Source organism: Microcoleus sp. F10-B2, assembly GCF_036704965.1.
Taxonomy (GTDB): domain Bacteria; phylum Cyanobacteriota; class Cyanobacteriia; order Cyanobacteriales; family Microcoleaceae; genus Microcoleus.
In genome coordinates this window covers 1-15,621 of the sequence record NZ_JAUBTB010000053.1, presented here as the reverse complement: position 1 = coordinate 15,621, position 15,621 = coordinate 1, and the positions used below count along the sequence as shown (strand labels likewise).

The 15,621-nt window shown below is 44.5% G+C and carries 18 protein-coding genes and 1 pseudogene; 8 read left to right on the top strand and 11 right to left on the bottom strand.

Features of this window, described 5'->3' with window-relative positions:
- On the top strand, positions 1-1,242 hold the full coding sequence (locus QUA99_RS20310) for a protein kinase domain-containing protein (RefSeq protein ID WP_333240125.1): 1,242 nt from the start codon (positions 1-3) through the stop codon (positions 1,240-1,242).
- Between the two features lie 157 nt (positions 1,243-1,399).
- On the opposite strand, the gene QUA99_RS20305 is transcribed toward QUA99_RS20310, so the two are convergent.
- Entirely contained in the window at positions 1,400-1,618 is a 219-nt protein-coding gene (locus tag QUA99_RS20305; RefSeq protein WP_006631282.1) for a DUF4327 family protein, read from the bottom strand.
- Positions 1,619-2,256: 638 nt separating this feature from the next.
- Between QUA99_RS20305 and QUA99_RS20300 the strand changes: the two genes are divergently transcribed.
- Positions 2,257-3,237 carry an aspartate carbamoyltransferase catalytic subunit gene (locus tag QUA99_RS20300; protein ID WP_333240123.1) on the top strand — a complete coding sequence of 327 codons (981 nt, stop codon included), beginning with the start codon at positions 2,257-2,259 and terminating at the stop codon, positions 3,235-3,237.
- A 137-nt stretch (positions 3,238-3,374) separates the two neighbouring features.
- On the opposite strand, the gene QUA99_RS20295 is transcribed toward QUA99_RS20300, so the two are convergent.
- Positions 3,375-3,752, bottom strand: a complete 378-nt coding sequence (locus QUA99_RS20295; protein ID WP_333240121.1) for an SH3 domain-containing protein — start codon at positions 3,750-3,752, stop codon at positions 3,375-3,377.
- Between the two features lie 651 nt (positions 3,753-4,403).
- Here QUA99_RS20295 and QUA99_RS20290 point away from each other — a divergent pair.
- The 4 genes and pseudogenes from QUA99_RS20290 to QUA99_RS20275 all read left to right on the top strand — a co-directional run.
- Positions 4,404-4,895: a molybdenum cofactor biosynthesis protein MoaE gene (locus QUA99_RS20290; RefSeq protein ID WP_333240120.1), complete on the top strand. Its 492-nt coding sequence runs from the start codon at positions 4,404-4,406 to the stop codon at positions 4,893-4,895.
- Positions 4,896-5,003: 108 nt separating this feature from the next.
- A complete protein-coding gene (locus tag QUA99_RS20285) occupies positions 5,004-5,663 on the top strand; it encodes a sigma-70 family RNA polymerase sigma factor (protein WP_333240190.1) in 660 nt (219 codons plus the stop codon).
- Positions 5,664-5,803: 140 nt separating this feature from the next.
- Positions 5,804-6,391 (top strand): zf-HC2 domain-containing protein, encoded by a 588-nt coding sequence (locus QUA99_RS20280; protein ID WP_333240118.1) that lies wholly within the window; start codon positions 5,804-5,806, stop codon positions 6,389-6,391.
- 85 nt (positions 6,392-6,476) lie between these two features.
- Positions 6,477-6,644 (top strand): annotated as a pseudogene (locus tag QUA99_RS20275) (winged helix-turn-helix domain-containing protein); the annotation flags it as partial.
- A gap of 20 nt (positions 6,645-6,664) precedes the next feature.
- Here the strand turns inward: QUA99_RS20275 and QUA99_RS20270 are convergent.
- Positions 6,665-7,069 carry a gamma-glutamylcyclotransferase gene (locus tag QUA99_RS20270; protein WP_333240116.1) on the bottom strand — a complete coding sequence of 135 codons (405 nt, stop codon included), beginning with the start codon at positions 7,067-7,069 and terminating at the stop codon, positions 6,665-6,667.
- 123 nt (positions 7,070-7,192) lie between these two features.
- Here QUA99_RS20270 and QUA99_RS20265 point away from each other — a divergent pair, with 123 nt between their 5' ends.
- The gene (locus QUA99_RS20265) at positions 7,193-7,792 is read left to right on the top strand and encodes a glyoxalase-like domain protein (RefSeq protein WP_333240114.1); all 600 of its coding nucleotides are present in this window, start codon (positions 7,193-7,195) and stop codon (positions 7,790-7,792) included.
- A 181-nt stretch (positions 7,793-7,973) separates the two neighbouring features.
- A complete protein-coding gene (locus QUA99_RS20260) occupies positions 7,974-8,789 on the top strand; it encodes a phytanoyl-CoA dioxygenase family protein (RefSeq protein ID WP_333240112.1) in 816 nt (271 codons plus the stop codon).
- A gap of 110 nt (positions 8,790-8,899) precedes the next feature.
- Here the strand turns inward: QUA99_RS20260 and QUA99_RS20255 are convergent, their stop codons facing one another.
- The 8 genes from QUA99_RS20255 to QUA99_RS20220 form a co-directional block, all read right to left on the bottom strand.
- The gene (locus QUA99_RS20255; RefSeq protein ID WP_333240110.1) at positions 8,900-10,171 is read right to left on the bottom strand and encodes a bifunctional sterol desaturase/short chain dehydrogenase; all 1,272 of its coding nucleotides are present in this window, start codon (positions 10,169-10,171) and stop codon (positions 8,900-8,902) included.
- Between the two features lie 73 nt (positions 10,172-10,244).
- A complete protein-coding gene (locus QUA99_RS20250; RefSeq protein ID WP_333240108.1) occupies positions 10,245-10,370 on the bottom strand; it encodes a hypothetical protein in 126 nt (41 codons plus the stop codon).
- 10 nt (positions 10,371-10,380) lie between these two features.
- Positions 10,381-10,701, bottom strand: a complete 321-nt coding sequence (locus QUA99_RS20245; RefSeq protein ID WP_333240106.1) for a transposase — start codon at positions 10,699-10,701, stop codon at positions 10,381-10,383.
- 30 nt (positions 10,702-10,731) lie between these two features.
- Entirely contained in the window at positions 10,732-11,454 is a 723-nt protein-coding gene (locus QUA99_RS20240) for an IS630 family transposase (RefSeq protein WP_333240104.1), read from the bottom strand.
- A 33-nt stretch (positions 11,455-11,487) separates the two neighbouring features.
- Positions 11,488-12,012 carry a restriction endonuclease subunit R gene (locus tag QUA99_RS20235; protein ID WP_333240102.1) on the bottom strand — a complete coding sequence of 175 codons (525 nt, stop codon included), beginning with the start codon at positions 12,010-12,012 and terminating at the stop codon, positions 11,488-11,490.
- 156 nt (positions 12,013-12,168) lie between these two features.
- Positions 12,169-13,110: a hypothetical protein gene (locus tag QUA99_RS20230; protein ID WP_333240100.1), complete on the bottom strand. Its 942-nt coding sequence runs from the start codon at positions 13,108-13,110 to the stop codon at positions 12,169-12,171.
- A gap of 3 nt (positions 13,111-13,113) precedes the next feature.
- Positions 13,114-14,262: a DUF3696 domain-containing protein gene (locus QUA99_RS20225; protein ID WP_333240099.1), complete on the bottom strand. Its 1,149-nt coding sequence runs from the start codon at positions 14,260-14,262 to the stop codon at positions 13,114-13,116.
- Positions 14,259-15,416, bottom strand: coding sequence for a DUF262 domain-containing protein (locus QUA99_RS20220; RefSeq protein WP_333240097.1), 1,158 nt, complete (start codon positions 15,414-15,416; stop codon positions 14,259-14,261). The genes QUA99_RS20225 and QUA99_RS20220 overlap by 4 nt, the downstream gene beginning before the upstream one ends.
- Positions 15,417-15,621 lie beyond the last annotated feature (205 nt).

Sequence of the window (15,621 nt, the reverse complement as noted above, 5' to 3'; positions counted from 1 at the left end):
ATGCTGCTGACCCTTTTAGATCCCGAACAACAGAAACCCCTCCAACAGTGGAGTTTCGAGAGCGAGTCCATTGTGCGCATCGGCCGCTCTCCTGAAAATCACGTTGTCATCCCCAATGCTTTAGTGTCGCGGCAGCATCTGGAATTGCAAAGAGTTAATAGCGGCACCCACCATCAGTGGTACTTAGTCAATTCGGGAACAAATGGCACTTTGGTTAACGGTATTCTCATGTCTCAGGGTTGGATATTCAACGGTGCCCTGATCCAGTTGGCGCGGGGCGGGCCAATTCTGCATTTCCAAGTTATTAATATTCAACTCGGGGGCAAGATTGAGGCGAACCCCACCGTCAATCTCGCCGCCCCGCGCTGTAGCCACGCGGGAAACCCGCCGGGGAATGTATTCTGCATTCACTGCGGTGAACCAATTAAAGTCGAGCGCACAGTCCGTCACTACCAAGTGCTGCGAACTTTGGGCCAAGGGGGTATGGGGACAACGACTTTAGCCTGGGATCGAGATAAAGCGAAAGCTCAACAACCCGGAAGTTCCCCTGCTGCTTCTCTGGTAGTCCTCAAGGAAATGAATGCTGATATGGCTCAAATAGTCAAAGCTCAAGAACTTTTTGAACGTGAAGCTAAAACTCTCAAGGCCCTCCACCATCCGGGAATTCCTCAGTTTTTTGACTTTTTTGTGGAAGGGGGGAAAAAATACTTGGTGATGGAAATGCTCCACGGCGAGGATTTAGAAAAACGCATCTACAACCGCGGGCCTGTTGCTCCCCAACAGGCAATAGAGTGGATGATCCAAACCTGTGAGGTTTTGGACTACATTCACTCTCAAAAACCCCCGATCGTCCACCGGGATATTAAACCTGCTAATTTGTTGGTGCGCCACCGGGACAATGGCATTACACTGCTGGATTTTGGTGCCGTTAAAGAAATCGGCACTCCTCCAGGGACTCGCATCGGCGTTGAAGGCTACACCGCACCAGAACAAGACCGGGGACAGCCTCTCCCTCAGTCGGATTTATATGCTATTGGACCTACTTTGATTTTTTTGCTGACGGCCCAAAGCCCTCAAAAGTTTTACGGGAAAATAGCTCGAGGTTACGGGTTTAAGCTCGAAAATATTCCGACCATCGCCCCGAAGCTGCGGGAAACCATTTTGCGAACTACGGCAGCTAAGCCTGGGGATCGCTTTCAAACTGCTCAACAATTAGCTCGAGCTTTAGCAGCTTCGCTTTAACAGAAGTTAGAAGTCAACAGTCAAAAGTCATGAGGAAGACGGCAAAGGGAAGAGGGAAGAGTGAAGAGGGAAGAAGGTAGCAACGGAAATTTATCGATCGAATTTACCCAATTGCCTCGGAATTTCTATCCGACACCCAAGTCCTCCGTCTCCTCTGTTATTCCTCGTCCCAAGCTTCTACAGCTATCAACTCGCTCACCGGGTCTTGCATAGAAAAATCAAACTCTAGGAGTTGCTGTTTCCAGTAAGGCCATTCGTCGCCGTAAAGCAGAGCAATTTTCCAAATGCTGTCTGTCGGTTTGATAATGTCAGACGTGACGAGAGAATGCACCTGACGCTGGAACTTAACCATCGGCTGTATAACCTGCTGGCTCATAATACCTCTTGAATTGTTTAAATCTTGTGTAATTACCACTTCCCAGCTCACACTTTTTACCGCAGTTTCGCCAAGAACAGTCTCGCCAAGATACGTGTAGATTTTTGTCGGGAAGCTACATATTCAACTTGTATCTTAACATAGTTCGTTTTGACAAGGGGCTATAAGCAGGACTGAAGAGTCAAGACCGACTTCAAAGAATTAATCATCTTTAGAATGTCCCGCTATATGCTGTCGATCGGCACTGGGAGGTTTGCCTCCTCGACTGTTTTCACATAGTGGCAGATGCAAGGGCTGCGGATGGCTTGTTTTTGACAAGGCTGAGTTGGCGTGCGAGAAACTGCAACTAATGCTTTTTCGCTGCTACAGCCTAATTTCCGCTTTCCTGCGGGTAAACCGCACCTGTTTTACCTTCGACGCTGGGTTCGCTGTGAGAGTGGGTCATAGCTACATAAGCTGATTATAACTCTACTGACGGCAAAAGCGATCGAAAATTGTTGGATACTGTTGATCGCAATCCCTAAATGTCGATCGAAGATTCAAAGGCGACAGCAGAGCGGGCGTACAAGCAAGTTCCAAACCCATCGTCCGTCCTGATTGAGTCAATCTAAAATCTCAAATCTCAAATCTAAAATTGTATGACTTGGACAAGGCGACACATTCTCACTCTGGCTGATTTTACCTCGGACGAATACGATACGGTGCTGCAAACAGCAGCCAGTTTTCGGGAGGTGCTCGGCCGCCGCACGAAGAAAGTGCCGGCCCTGCAGGGTCAAGTGGTCGCGAATTTGTTTTTTGAACCTTCTACCCGGACTCGCAATAGTTTTGAGTTGGCGGCGAAGCGTCTGTCGGCGGATACGCTAAATTTTACCCCGGGAAGTTCTTCTCTGACAAAAGGGGAGACTATTCTGGATACGGCTAAGACTTATCTGGCGATGGGAACGGATTTAATGGTGATCCGGCACGAACAAGCTGGAGTTCCCAGCACAATTGCTTCGGAAATGGATCGCTTGGGTTCGAGAGTTAGCGTTCTGAATGCTGGAGACGGCCAGCACGAACACCCATCGCAAGGTTTGCTAGACTTATTTACTATTTGTGCTCTGTTAGATACCGAACGTCCGCAGCTGGAACTTTTAGCGGGCAAAAAAATTGCTGTGGTGGGGGATATCTTGCATTCGCGGGTGGCTAGGTCTAATATTTGGAGTCTAACGGCTTCTGGGGCAGAGGTTCATTTGGCCGGGCCGCCAACTTTGCTGCCGCTGTTGTTTGCTGAGTGTGGCGATGGTAGGGAAGGGAAATTATTTTTGCACTGGCAGCTTGAACCTGCTTTGGCCGATGCTGATTTTGTGATGACTTTGCGGCTGCAAAAGGAACGGATGAGCGACCATTTGCTGCCGAGTTTACGAGAGTACCATTCTTTGTACGGGATTACGCGCGATCGGCTCAAACTCTGCAAGCCGGATGTGAAGGTGTTGCACCCGGGTCCGGTTAACCGCGGCGTGGAAATTAGTTCGGATTTGATGGACGATGCCCAGTTTAGCCTGATTTCTCAGCAAGTTACCAGCGGCGTGGCGGTGCGGATGGCATTACTTTATCTGATCGGCGGCGGTAAAGTTTAGGCTGTTAGTTGTTAGTCATGAATTTCGGATATTCGATTATTTTCAGGATCGATCGCCTCTTTACAATAATCGTTACCCAGTATGGCCGGGTAACGATTAAAACTCTTTCTAGAAATGTAAAGCGATCTAGTTAAGAGTTAGGAAAGCCAGGAAGTAGACACCCAGCCGCCGCCTTTGAGTTGGGCCCAGCCGTTTCTGTAACGACCGGTCAATTTCACATTGTCTCCATTGTACAACTTGCCGATGACATGAGAACAGCCATTGGGGCGGTGGCGGATATTGAGTCGGCCGCCGTTGGTTGCAACTTCGGCGTAGCTGTTATGGCTGCGATGACCACAGCGTTGTCTGTAGCAACCGGCCTGCGCTTCACCGGGGGTACCCAGAACAGATAGAGCTACTGCAATACCTGCAACGCCTACCCATGCAGAATTAGGAATTTTCAAGCCCAGTTCGTCTAACGACTTGACTTGGAGTTCGGACTCTGGAGATTCATAAGCAACAAAAGAGTGGCTCAATGCTAGTGCTTCCATAGTTTCCTCGTGATTGTTGTTAACATTTGTTGGTGCAGACTCAGGTCAAAACCTCAATTAACAGCCCAAACCATTAACTTATGTTTCAGAAAAGGCACAAGAGGGCGTTACGGTCTTGTTGTGCCGAGTAGTCGCCAATTTTCCTGAATCCTGCACAGGTATATCATGTCATCTAAGTAGCTTTCCGGAACAAAAAAATAAATAAAGTTTACATCTGCTGCTAAAGATTTGCGCGACGCGGATTAAGTAGGAGGGCAGAATTAAACTTAACTGTGTCATTCAAAAGGGAACAAAGTTATGGATTGGGGTTGGAACTTGCTTGTACTGAGTTGCGAATGACACTACTTATTGTTGTGCTTATTTATTGAGTTGCTACAGCAATACCGGCAGTTAATTTAGATAAAAAAAGCATCCGGCTCGTATTCAAGCACGGTCTTAATTTGGTTTTGGTGAGTCATATTGTAGCCGATCGCACTGGTGCAGAAGTTCGGGGCGATGGCGTCGGGCCCTCCCCCGTGCTACGAGATTTGGATCGAGATTGACCTGCCTGTGTTCCCGAAAAGAATGCAACACAAATCCATGGCGACTTGATTTGTGTCAAGATCGATTAACATATCCAGCAACACTTCTTTGGCAATGAACTCATTCGCTGCACTTTCGATCGGCACAATTCCTCAACGCCATGAATCAGACAGCTTCGCCATTACGATAGCGCCGTTGTCTGTAGGGGAAATATACGCTTTGGCAGATGACCCCGCGAACGGAGCCGTGGTAATGATGAGCGGTACAGTCCGCAACCAAACTGACGGTCAAGCTGTAGTTTCCCTAGAATATCAAGCTTACGAACCGATGGCCGTGCGAGTATTCCAGCAAATCGCTACTGAAATCCGCCGCCAGTGGGCCGATGTCAATCGGGTAGCCATTCACCACCGCGTCGGACACTTGCAGGTGGGAGAAATCAGCGTACTGGTGGCTGTTGGCTGTCCCCACCGGGACTCGGCATTTGCAGCTTGCCAGTACGCGATAGATACGCTCAAACACAATGTACCGATTTGGAAAAAGGAACATTGGGCCGACGGTTCTAGCAGTTGGGTTAGTATTGGAGCGTGCGAGCTTGTCGGGCATTAGTCAAGGGATTTAAGATTTTAGATTTAAGATTTTTAGATTGAAGAGGGGAACTTGTTAGGATCTGCAAGCGTCAAAAACTGTGGAATGTTCGATGAGCCAATTCCACCGATGAGCGACTTTATTTCCGTGTCCTGGTCTGCGGTTGTGGCGACCGTTCAAAGAGTGCAATTGCCAGCCGAAAAACTCTCTAATTATGACTTGGTGTTGCGGTGTCAGGAAGGAAATCGACCTGAAAGCAATGCCTTTTCAGAACTGTTGAAGCGGTATCAGTCCCACGTAGACAGGGTTCTCTATCACTTGGCCCCTGACTGGCAGGATCGAGCCGACTTGGCTCAGGAAGTCTGGATTCGAGTCTACCGCAATATTAACCGCTTGCAAGAGCCTGTTAAATTTCGGGGCTGGCTGAGCCGCATCGCGACTAATTTGTTTTACGATGAGTTGCGGAAGCGCAAGCGGGTGCGAACTCCGCTTTCTCTGGACGTACCCCGTGCTCTGGAAGATGGGGAGATTGATTGGGAAATTCCGGCCGACAGTCCGGGGCCTGATGAAGATTTGACGACTAGAGAATTTTACGACCAGTTGCGGGTGGCGATCGCAGATTTGCCCGAAGTATTCCGCACGACAATTGTTTTGAGAGAAATTGAAGGTTTAGCCTATGAGGAAATAGCCGAAATGACTGGAGTTTCTCTGGGAACTGTAAAGTCGAGAATTGCTAGAGCTCGCCAAAGATTGCAGTTGGAATTGCAAAAATATCTCGATGGTAATTAGCAAGAGTGTTTTTAGAGGCGGGTCAAGAAGATTGGGTGATGTTTGCTGTCACGTCAAAACTTCTATTTTAAAATATAAAAAAGCAGTAAATCATTCTAATCGCAACTGCGTTCTTCCCCCAATTAAAGCAATTTTGAAATATGAATTATAACTTTGAATCGGATAAAAATCAGAATCAGCAAGGTATCGGGGATTCACTCGCTGAAACTCAAGCTAACAAAAATTATCCCCAGGGGAATGTAACTACTATGATGCGCGATCGCTTTGAATTGCTGAGTGCCTACCTCGACGGCGAAGTGACGGCGGCAGAACGCCGGCAAGTGGAGGACTGGCTGACAAATGACCCCACTACGAAGCGTTTGTACTCGCGACTGCTGATGATGCAGCATAGTTTTCAGACAATGCCAGTGCCTCCTGCGGAACAATCTGCACAGGAGTTGGCGACGAAGGTTTTGCAGCGGGTGGAACGCAAGACAAAACGAAATTTGGTTTGGCGTGGAGGGGCAATCGCAGCTTTGTTGATTGCGGTGGTGTCTGCTGTCGGTGGCGGCCGCCAATGGTTTGCGCCCCAGTTTGCTCGATCGCCCGTTCCTGCTGAATCTGACGGTTTGATTGTGGCTTTGAACGAGCCTCTGGTAGAGATTGTTAATCCCAACGATTTGATGCTTGGGGTGAATGCACCGATCGTGGATATTCCCAAAGTTGGTGTAGCAACCCCTCAAAAGTAATTGCCAAAGGCGCAGTAGGATTGCGGTTTTGAACAATAACGAAAGTAGCTGAGCTGCCTAAAAAAGGTGGCTCGACGACACAGGAGAAAAGCAACTTGTTACCGTACATATCGGTCAGATTCGCAAGAAAATGATTCAAGTTGATGCTACTAGATCGCAGTTTATTAAAACTATTCGGGGTTACGGTTACAGGTTCGAGCCGCCCGTTAGCGAAGCCCTCGAAGAGGATCGCACTGCAATGGCAAGTTCCTAAGCTCATCGGCATTAACCACCTTATTTGGTGAAAAACCGATTTTCCCACCTGCCGTGGGGCAGCCAGAGGCCTCCTAGGGAACGAACGCGATCGGGTAACATGAAGTATGCCCAAGCCGTCCCTAGAGGTTTGAGATGTCGATCGAAGATTTCGATTTCCTGTCGCTGATATTCGTTTTGTGCCGGTTCCTGCAGCGGATGATAATCTTCAAGTCGGTCTAAATCGTCCAAAATAGCCGAGTTTGCGAAACAAAGGAGAAAACCGCAGACTGTGCCATCTCCGGCCACCATCGCAGGATAGCCGATCGGCAGCGCAAAAAGTTGACCGCGGGCGATCGCGGGGCAAGCATCCACAACTTTTCCTTCGCAGTAGCGGAGGTAGTTGGACTCCCCGGGTTTGAGAGTGCCGTAGACAAAGACTTTCATCGGGTAGGGCTTAACCGCTAGTTTTTGCTAACATAGATGGACGCTAAGCTAATAGTTTAAGTCTCGCGGGCGATCGCGACTGCAATCTTGATAAATTTCGTTGTTTACCCTTTCTTATAATTCATGACTCTAGCAGTTAGTATTATGGCTCTTGCACTTCACCCTTTGCACCTGAGTTCTTTCTTGCCATCCCTGCCCCTGGACAGCTTGTTTTCGACTCAAGGGATTATGGTAATGCTGCTGGCCGCCTATGCGGGGGCGATGTGGATGTTTCTCACCAGTGCTCCGAAGGTACACACGGTGATGGTATCGGATCTCGGACAAGCGAGGGAGTTCTATGAAGGTATGCTAAACCTGCCAGTAGCAGAAGTGCCGCTGCACTACTACTACAATTACGAGCAAACTTTGGGGACAACAGGTATCGATCCGCTGTATTTGTCGCCGAATGTCGGGAGGGCAACGACCTCTCAAACAATGGGGAGTCCCGAGGGTTTGTGGTATCAGTTGATGAAAAATACCCAACTGCACATTATTAGCGGGGCCGGTGTAGGGGAAAAAAATCGCCAGCGTCACGTTTGTTTCGATCGCGAATGTTTGGATCAGCTATTGATGAGGGTACAAACTCGCGGCATTAGTTATAAAATTCGCCGGGAAAAGCCGCTGAATTTTTTGGTCAAGGATTACGACGGTCGCGTGATTGAAATGGCTGAGGTTAGTAATTAAGCTGACAGGCAAAAAAATTTAGATATAAAAATCCAGTTTCTCCAAGAAACCGGATTTCTAAAGTTACAAGTTTGCAGTCATGTTTGCTTTGACTTCTTCGTCTCCGTTGCAACTTAACTAAATCTTTAATTTCTACCAAACATTGTCTAAAACCGAGAACTGGATTCAAGAGGTAAAGCAGATGGGAGAAACCCAATTAATCGATCAGTTTAATCAAGATGGATATGTTAAGCTCCGGGGTTTTTTTTCAGAAGCCGAGATGAGAACACTGATCGAGGATATTAAAGAAGCCGATCCGAAGCACATTGACAATAATCTGAATAAAGGAAGCTTAACTTTTCACAGTCAGCTATTCCAATACAGTGAAAAAATCCAAAACTTCATCTCTCAACCCCGACTGGTGGAACTGCTTACACAATTCATTGGTCCAAATTTCTGGGTGCGGTGGGATCAGGCAGTAGCCAAAGGACCGGGAGCAGAAACCTTTCCTTGGCATCAGGACAATGGCTACAGCAACCTTAAGGATAATCACTACCAACTGTGGATTGCACTTACCAGAATGACCCCCGAAAATGGTGGGCTGTGGTTACAACCGGGCAGTCACAAAAAACGGCTGCCGCACAAATTTGAAGGTAACTATGCTGTGTATGATGGAACTCCTGACAGTCCACTCTTCATTGAAGCAGAAGCGGGGGATCTTGTTTTGTTTTCCTCGCTGACACTTCACAGTACCACACCTAATGTTTCGCAGGAAACCCGCTGGGCTTATGTGATTGAATATATGTCCCTCAATCACGTCGATCCTTCTCTCAAACCACCCTATTTTGTGGTTGCCCGTAACGGTAAGTCCCAGCCAGAGTTTGTTAATCTTCATACAGGTTTCCTGAACCCTTGGAATCATTTGAAATACCTTGGTTATCGCTGGGATCTCAATCAACTGTTGCCAAGCAGGCTGAAACTACTTCTAAAGAGAGCAGAATTGCTAGGAAAGAAGTAATACCAATTCTCACTGTACGTTCACTAGGTGAAGCCCGAATGTACTGCGTAAGTCATGCGTACTTCACCTAGAACCCTAGAAGCATTAGGTTGATTTAACGGGATTTGATATTACTTAGTTCTTACTTCAACGTCCGATCGCTCTAATTCTAGATCTGTCAAAGAGACTGCTTTCCGGCTGAAAATTTGGAAGTAGAGAGAAACAAAAAACTCTTTGACTGGAAAAACTATAAAAGTCAAAGGATTAATTGTGACGATGATATTGCGCGAATCGGCTTTAGCTTGTTTGACAATTTGCTGTGCTACCCAATCTGGCGACATAATGCCGATCGGGTTTAAGTTGCTTTTAAACGGCCCTAAAATGAGTTTGCGAACGATGCAGGGCGCGTCTAGCCGCCGCAGAGTGACTAAATCTCCTAGGGCGCGTTTGCTGAGTTCGTACAGGGGACTGACAGCGGGAATTACTTCTGCTTCGGAAGTGTTGATCCAGACTTCTTTGCAAGCGATGTTTTCGTTAGTGCGGACTGTTAAGAAAAAGAGTTCCATCAGCCGCCACGCGGAAAAAGTGTTAATTTCGTAGGAGTTGGCGATCGCCTCTCCTGTTCTTTCTCCGTGTACGTTAATCCCGTGATTGATGACGAGAATATCAATTTTTTCTAAAAATAGGGCTAAGTCTGCCTCTTGGCCAGCTTGCCAAGTTACGGTTTTTACAGGCAAATTTTCGCCGTCTAAATTCAAAGTAATTTCCTCATTTCCAGAGGTGAGGGCGATCGCTTTTGCACCAGCTTTGTGCAGGTGTTTGAGAAGCGAACGTCCTAAAGTTCCCGATGCACCGGTGACGGCTACAGTTTTGCCTTTGAGAGAAAGTGCTGTACCCATAAGTTTATCTATTAAGGTGAAAGTACCGCAATAGTAAGCATTTTGATTGTCGAAATGATGCCGCCAGTGATAAGGTTTATTAACTAACCACTTGCCAGGGGGAGTCAGGAAGTCTCCCGGTTGGTGGGTGATGTCGGTTAATTCGTCTGCGCCTTTGATGCCGCACCCGCGGGCGATCGCGCTCAACAAAAAGCCTAAAGTATAAATACAACCCGCTGCTGCGCCCCAGTGATATTCCGGCAGCCCAAAATAAGCTACAACCCACAGCAACAAGCCTAAAACCATCATCGCCGCAGCTTCGGGCACGTCGTGACGCCAGTGTGCTTGCTTGTAAATTGTCTCGCTGACGGGGGTCAAATTCGGGCGGAAAACGCGGTGATGCCAAGCGTGTAGCTTGTACAGCGGCGGCAAATAATGGGAGGCTACGTGATAAAAGTCTCGGATTATTTCTGCCCAGCAGACAGAAGCTATTGCCAAACCGCCGACTATCCAGTAATTTATCATGCTCGCACCAGTTTGAAATTTGAGATATTAGATATTGTCTGCTTTGAAAGATAACTCAAAATGGCTTTTATTGCTAGTCTGGCAGTTGACTCAGGCGTTTTAAAATCTGCAAAACGCGGTACAATTCATTGCCGGGATTGGAAATAACAAATTCAGCCGATCGGGCATACTGGGGAGTTTCGCCTCTAACTAATACCAATTTTCAAAAATCATGCAACAGTAGCTAGGGCTGACAAAATGTAATCCCATCCAGTTATAGATGCTATTGTGTCTGTAGAAAATTCTTTAATATAAGCGCCAACTTTTTCTTTGAGACCATCTAAATCATCATAAATGTCCCAACTCAGTTCTTGTTTAATGTGTTGCCATACTCTTTCAATTGGATTCAATTCAGGGCTGTATGGTGGTTGGAATATCAAGATAACATTCTCTGGTATTTTTAGCTTAATACCATGATGAAATCTCCCATTATCTAATTGGATAATATTTAAATGCTCCGGATATTGTTCTGCTAACCCGTCTAAAAACATTTGAAAGCATAGACCATCTAAATGTGAGAACTATAACCAAAAACTTTCTCCGGTTTTCGGGGCAACTGCCCCATATAAATAGAAGGCTTTAAAATTCCATTGAACTTTACCTTTTGGCTTAACTCCCAAAGCTGTAATTCTTTTTCTTTCAATCGTTTTTAAGCCAATTCTAGTTTCATCCTGACACCAATATTTGACCCCATTTTTGGCGGGATTAGGAGTCGTAGACTCCAACCACCAAGCCATTTTAAGTAATTCATGGAGTGTATTTTTGAAGTTGATAGCTGCTTGCTCATCTTTTTTTATACTGGAACGTCTTGGTACTTTAAGTTTAGCTTTCATTCGACAGTGTAATTGTTTGTATAATGTGTGATAATTAATTGATACTTTATAGTTGTCTTCCACCCATTTTGCAACTTGTTTATAACTCTTGAATTCACAGGACTCATCACTTAACTTCTTTGACAATCCAGCTATTACGACCGAGGAAATTACTCGCGGTCTACCCGTTGAGTACCCGATTTCTAACAATCCTGATAGACCGCCAATACTATATTTTTTTAACCATCTATGTACAGTAACTCTATGTACTCCTAAACGTTCAGCTACATCTGTCAGACTTAGACTATAGCCAGCTTTCAAGCAATAAAGTGCTTGGATTTTTTGTCGATTAATTACAGTTCGTTGTTGTGACAAAATTATTTTCAACTCCTTGACTGTGGCATCAATTCTTTCTTGATAGTTGACCTTCATAAAATATCCCTTATTTTTCTAGCATTGTAGCACTTATTTGGCAAACTGGTATAACTTGACAAAATTGAAGTTAGCACCTGTGGCAATCATGCCAAAAGTAGGAGTTTCTGGGTTGGGATCTGCCAGCATATATGTCAGGAGTTGGGCAAGTGCTTCGTCAGTTGAAAACGAAAATTGTTTGGATTCAATTACTGTCACCCACAAGTTGGCTTTCATAATTAGGATATCTATTCTGCCTTCGATGATTCTGCCTTCGTCTTCCTCTTGAATTGCGATCGACTTTTCGGCTTTGACTTGAAAAGGAGACTCGTACAGACCGGCAATAAACAAAATGGGGCTGATGATTGTTAGCTTGACTGCATTTTCCAATACAGGCGGGGTGTCTACCAGGTTGAAGTATATGTCTTGGACGCGATCGAGCAATTGTTTTTCTGAGTCTGTTACTTCAGGTAAGTTTTCTTGCCATTCTCGGAAAAATTCGCTGTTGCGAACTCGCTGCAAGCCGAAGTTATCGATTAGATACCGGAGGTTGATATCTCTTGTTTGTAGTTTTTGCATTATGATTAATAAAGGTTTTTATGGTTATTAATAAATTTAGCATAATTGGGATTTTTAACCGCCGATGAATGCAAATTAACGCAGATGAAATTCCGAGTAAGTTAATTTTGGTGAGATGTCTGTTTATGGGGATTTGCTAGCACAATTCGCTGTCAATCATTCTATTTTGGGGCCAATATACCCAATGATTATCTTTCCGGGGCCTAATTCTGTGCAGAAATGGAGTCGCCAAGCTCCCGGTGTCATGCGGATGTGCAAACTGAAAATACGCTTTTTCCCGTCAAGACACTGAATATTTAGTTGCTCTCTAAGCTGCTTAAGTCTTGACTCACTCTCTGGAGATACCTTACTAGGAAGATTATCCAAATTTAGCGCTCCGTCTGTCCAGCTTTTAGATAATTCATCAAGCTCAAATAACTTTCTGACAACTTGTCGTAACATTTTCGGATCGACAAGGCTTTCTATCTGTTGGCTGACGCGATCGCAAAATTCCAGGCTGGAAAATAACTCAGCTCGACGTTTCCAAAGCTCCCAACCGTCAACCACCGCTGTTTGCTGACGTTTCTTAATCCAATCAGCGTGTTCGAGAACGTGGTTTTTCTGACTAGCATGAAGAACCTCTACACTTTCTTCTATTAGCTCTCCATTCTCATCAATTTGTATCAAATCTAAGTTGATACGACTAGCATTCCACAGCAATTCTGAATGCAGACTAATGACTAATGTTTCAAGGTAGTAAGCAACTTTAAAGCTTTCGGATTGAAGACCCTGTAAACTCAACTCACAACCAGGGTCTTCAACTTTTATTTTAATCTCTATATCTGGAATATCAACGGATAAAGGAGTCTTAGTTGCAAGCGTTCTCAGAAAAGTCCGCTCGTCTTTATTAACTTCACGATCGTTAAGCCAACGAGAAAGAGGATAGTTTTCTGCCAGTATGATAGCCAAAAAATTTTCTTTAGTACGCATTGCCTTCAATCCACAGCCTTTAGCTGCAACCATCGTCCTAATCAATTCTGCCATCCATTGTCGTGCCGTAGAAATATCAGGAGCCAGAGTTCGCGCCGACAGTTCATTAAACACCATCTCCAAATCCATCGCTTATTCTCCTTCCACCGCCGGTTCCAACAAAATCTCCAAGCTATTATCCCACTCATCAAAAAAACCATACGGCCATCGATCAATTCGTCCGTTGCGATCGATTTTTGGCGATATTACCTCAGTCACAGCTTGTCCTTCTTTATTTTGACGCTGGAAGTAATGCAACTGAACATCCTTCGGGTCAATTTTGCCCCCGTGAACCGCAAGGCGAATCCCATTTAAAACATGATCGCTGTGAGTTTCTATCACAACTTGAACCCCACCGCTCGCTGCCAAAGCTAACAATTGACCCATTTTAACTTGTCCTTTTGGATGGAGATGCGCTTCAGGATTTTCAATTATAATTATTGTACCTGGTGTTGAGGCAAGTACCGCCACAACGATCGGCAAAGTGTAGCTAATTCCAAATCCCACATTAGTTGCCCGATAAGGATTACTATCTCCATAGGAGTATTGAAAACTCATCAAATCGACATCGGGCTTAGCGTCAATTTTGAGGCGCGTACCTGGGCTCACTTCTCCCATCCATGCCTCCACTTGATCGATCAAATCCATTGACTTGACCAAAGTTTCATCTCTTTCTGCTTTTAATTTTACTTTAGGATGACCCAAATTTTTGTTAGGAATAACTTCACGCTTATTAACAGAAATAAAATGTGCCGTATATTCACCTTTAGTACCAAGTTGACCGAGCTGTCGTACTTGGTAGTCAGACATTTCATTAAATGAGCGCGGCCCTATACGTTCAGCATTAAGGTAGTGAAAATTATTGTTAAAAAGAGTTGAACTATACACATCATAATCGACGGCTTTTAAGGTGATATTCATCACATCTACCTCTTTGTCATATTTAAAGCGCCATACCCCATTCAGGTTATTTTCCCACACTATATCAAAACCAATTAAGTCTTCTTGAGCACCCTCAAAGAGTGCATCTTGAGCTGTACCAATACTCACCAAATCACCATTAAGTGCCAAGCCTTTTTCTGGCAATAAACCTTGTTGATAAGATTGGCGCAGCAGCAGTAAAGATTGCAATACAGAAGATTTGCCCGTGCTATTTAAACCAGAAAACAAAGTTAGCTTTCTGAACTCAAATAATTGATCGGCAAATGGCTTGAAATTGAGTAAGCGTAGCGAAGTAATCATGCCAGTACCTCCTGAATTATTTTTTCAACTATCGTAAATCTGTACTCGATTTTATCCGCAGCCTGAGATATAGATTTCTGAAAATCTTCATCGTTATCTACATAGTAAGTAAATCTTTCAATTAATTTTTGCTGGCGCTCTTTCAATAGTTTAATGTGTTCGTTACTAAGTAGACTGAGATTAACTGACCAACTTTCAAATAAAGCTTTATTAATTGGATGAAGTTTCTTCTGGTTTTGAGAAATCTTACGGAAAGCCTTTTTCCCAAAAATTTCAAGTGCTGCCAGCATGGATTTTTTGAAATTAATTTCAATATTTTTTAATTGTTCTTCAGGGAGACTGTTAACTTTAGCCAAAGCTCGACTTAGAAATGAGTTTCTCTTGTCATCTTTATAGTCTTTGTAAGAGGTAAGTGTAAATGCTAAAAAGCCAAGAATAAATTCTCGATCGTCCATACGCATTTTACGTAATTTACTGAGATTGGTAACTTGCTGAAATTCAGGAGACGTAGCAAGTTGAGCTAAAAATTTTGTCGCCTTCCCAGGGTTCAAAGCATGACGCAGTTCTTGGGGAGACATTGGTAGTCCCCCTGTATTAATCCGTTTAAAAATATTATATTTAACTTCAGGAGGTGTACCTTTTTCGATCAAATAGACTGTTACCTGAGTCTCTTCTATTCGCCGTTGGTATCGGCGCTCTATTTGAGCGTAGGTTTTGCCTTCCAAATTGCTTAAGTATTCTAAACCGCATAGCTTGAGTTTTTTATCACTCATAAATTCTTTAAGAGCAGATAGTCGTTGCAATCCATCGACAACCAACCATTTATCTTCATCAGTTCCATCTATATAAAAAGCTGGTAATGGAATCCGAATTAGAATCGACTCAATCAGTCTACTTTTAGCCTCATCTTTCCAGATATTTGCATGACGCTGAAAATCGGGTGCTAAATCAAGAGCTTCTTCATCAATTCTTCTTAAAAGTTGCTCGATTGTTGGTTCTCTGGTGAAAATATTAATTTTCTCAGGATCGTATATTAATTTGTCGGTTTCATAGGCTTCATCACCGTTATCTTCTTCCTCCTGCATTAAATTTAGTTCATCAAGCATAGAATCTTGGTTGGACAATTCCTCTTCTATTTCTTGCTGACCTACCATAGGAAATACTCCTCTGTGTTAACCTTGATATGAATATTTTAGCAAATAAAAGCTTTTCTTCTCAAGGAAAATCACCAAAAATCTCCTGATTGCTTACAGCTATGCCTAAAATTAGATAAAATTCCAGATAAGCTGCTACGCAGCTAAACCGGATAAAATAGCATTGCCTTTATTTTTGATTTTTCGCTCCCATTTAATAACCATT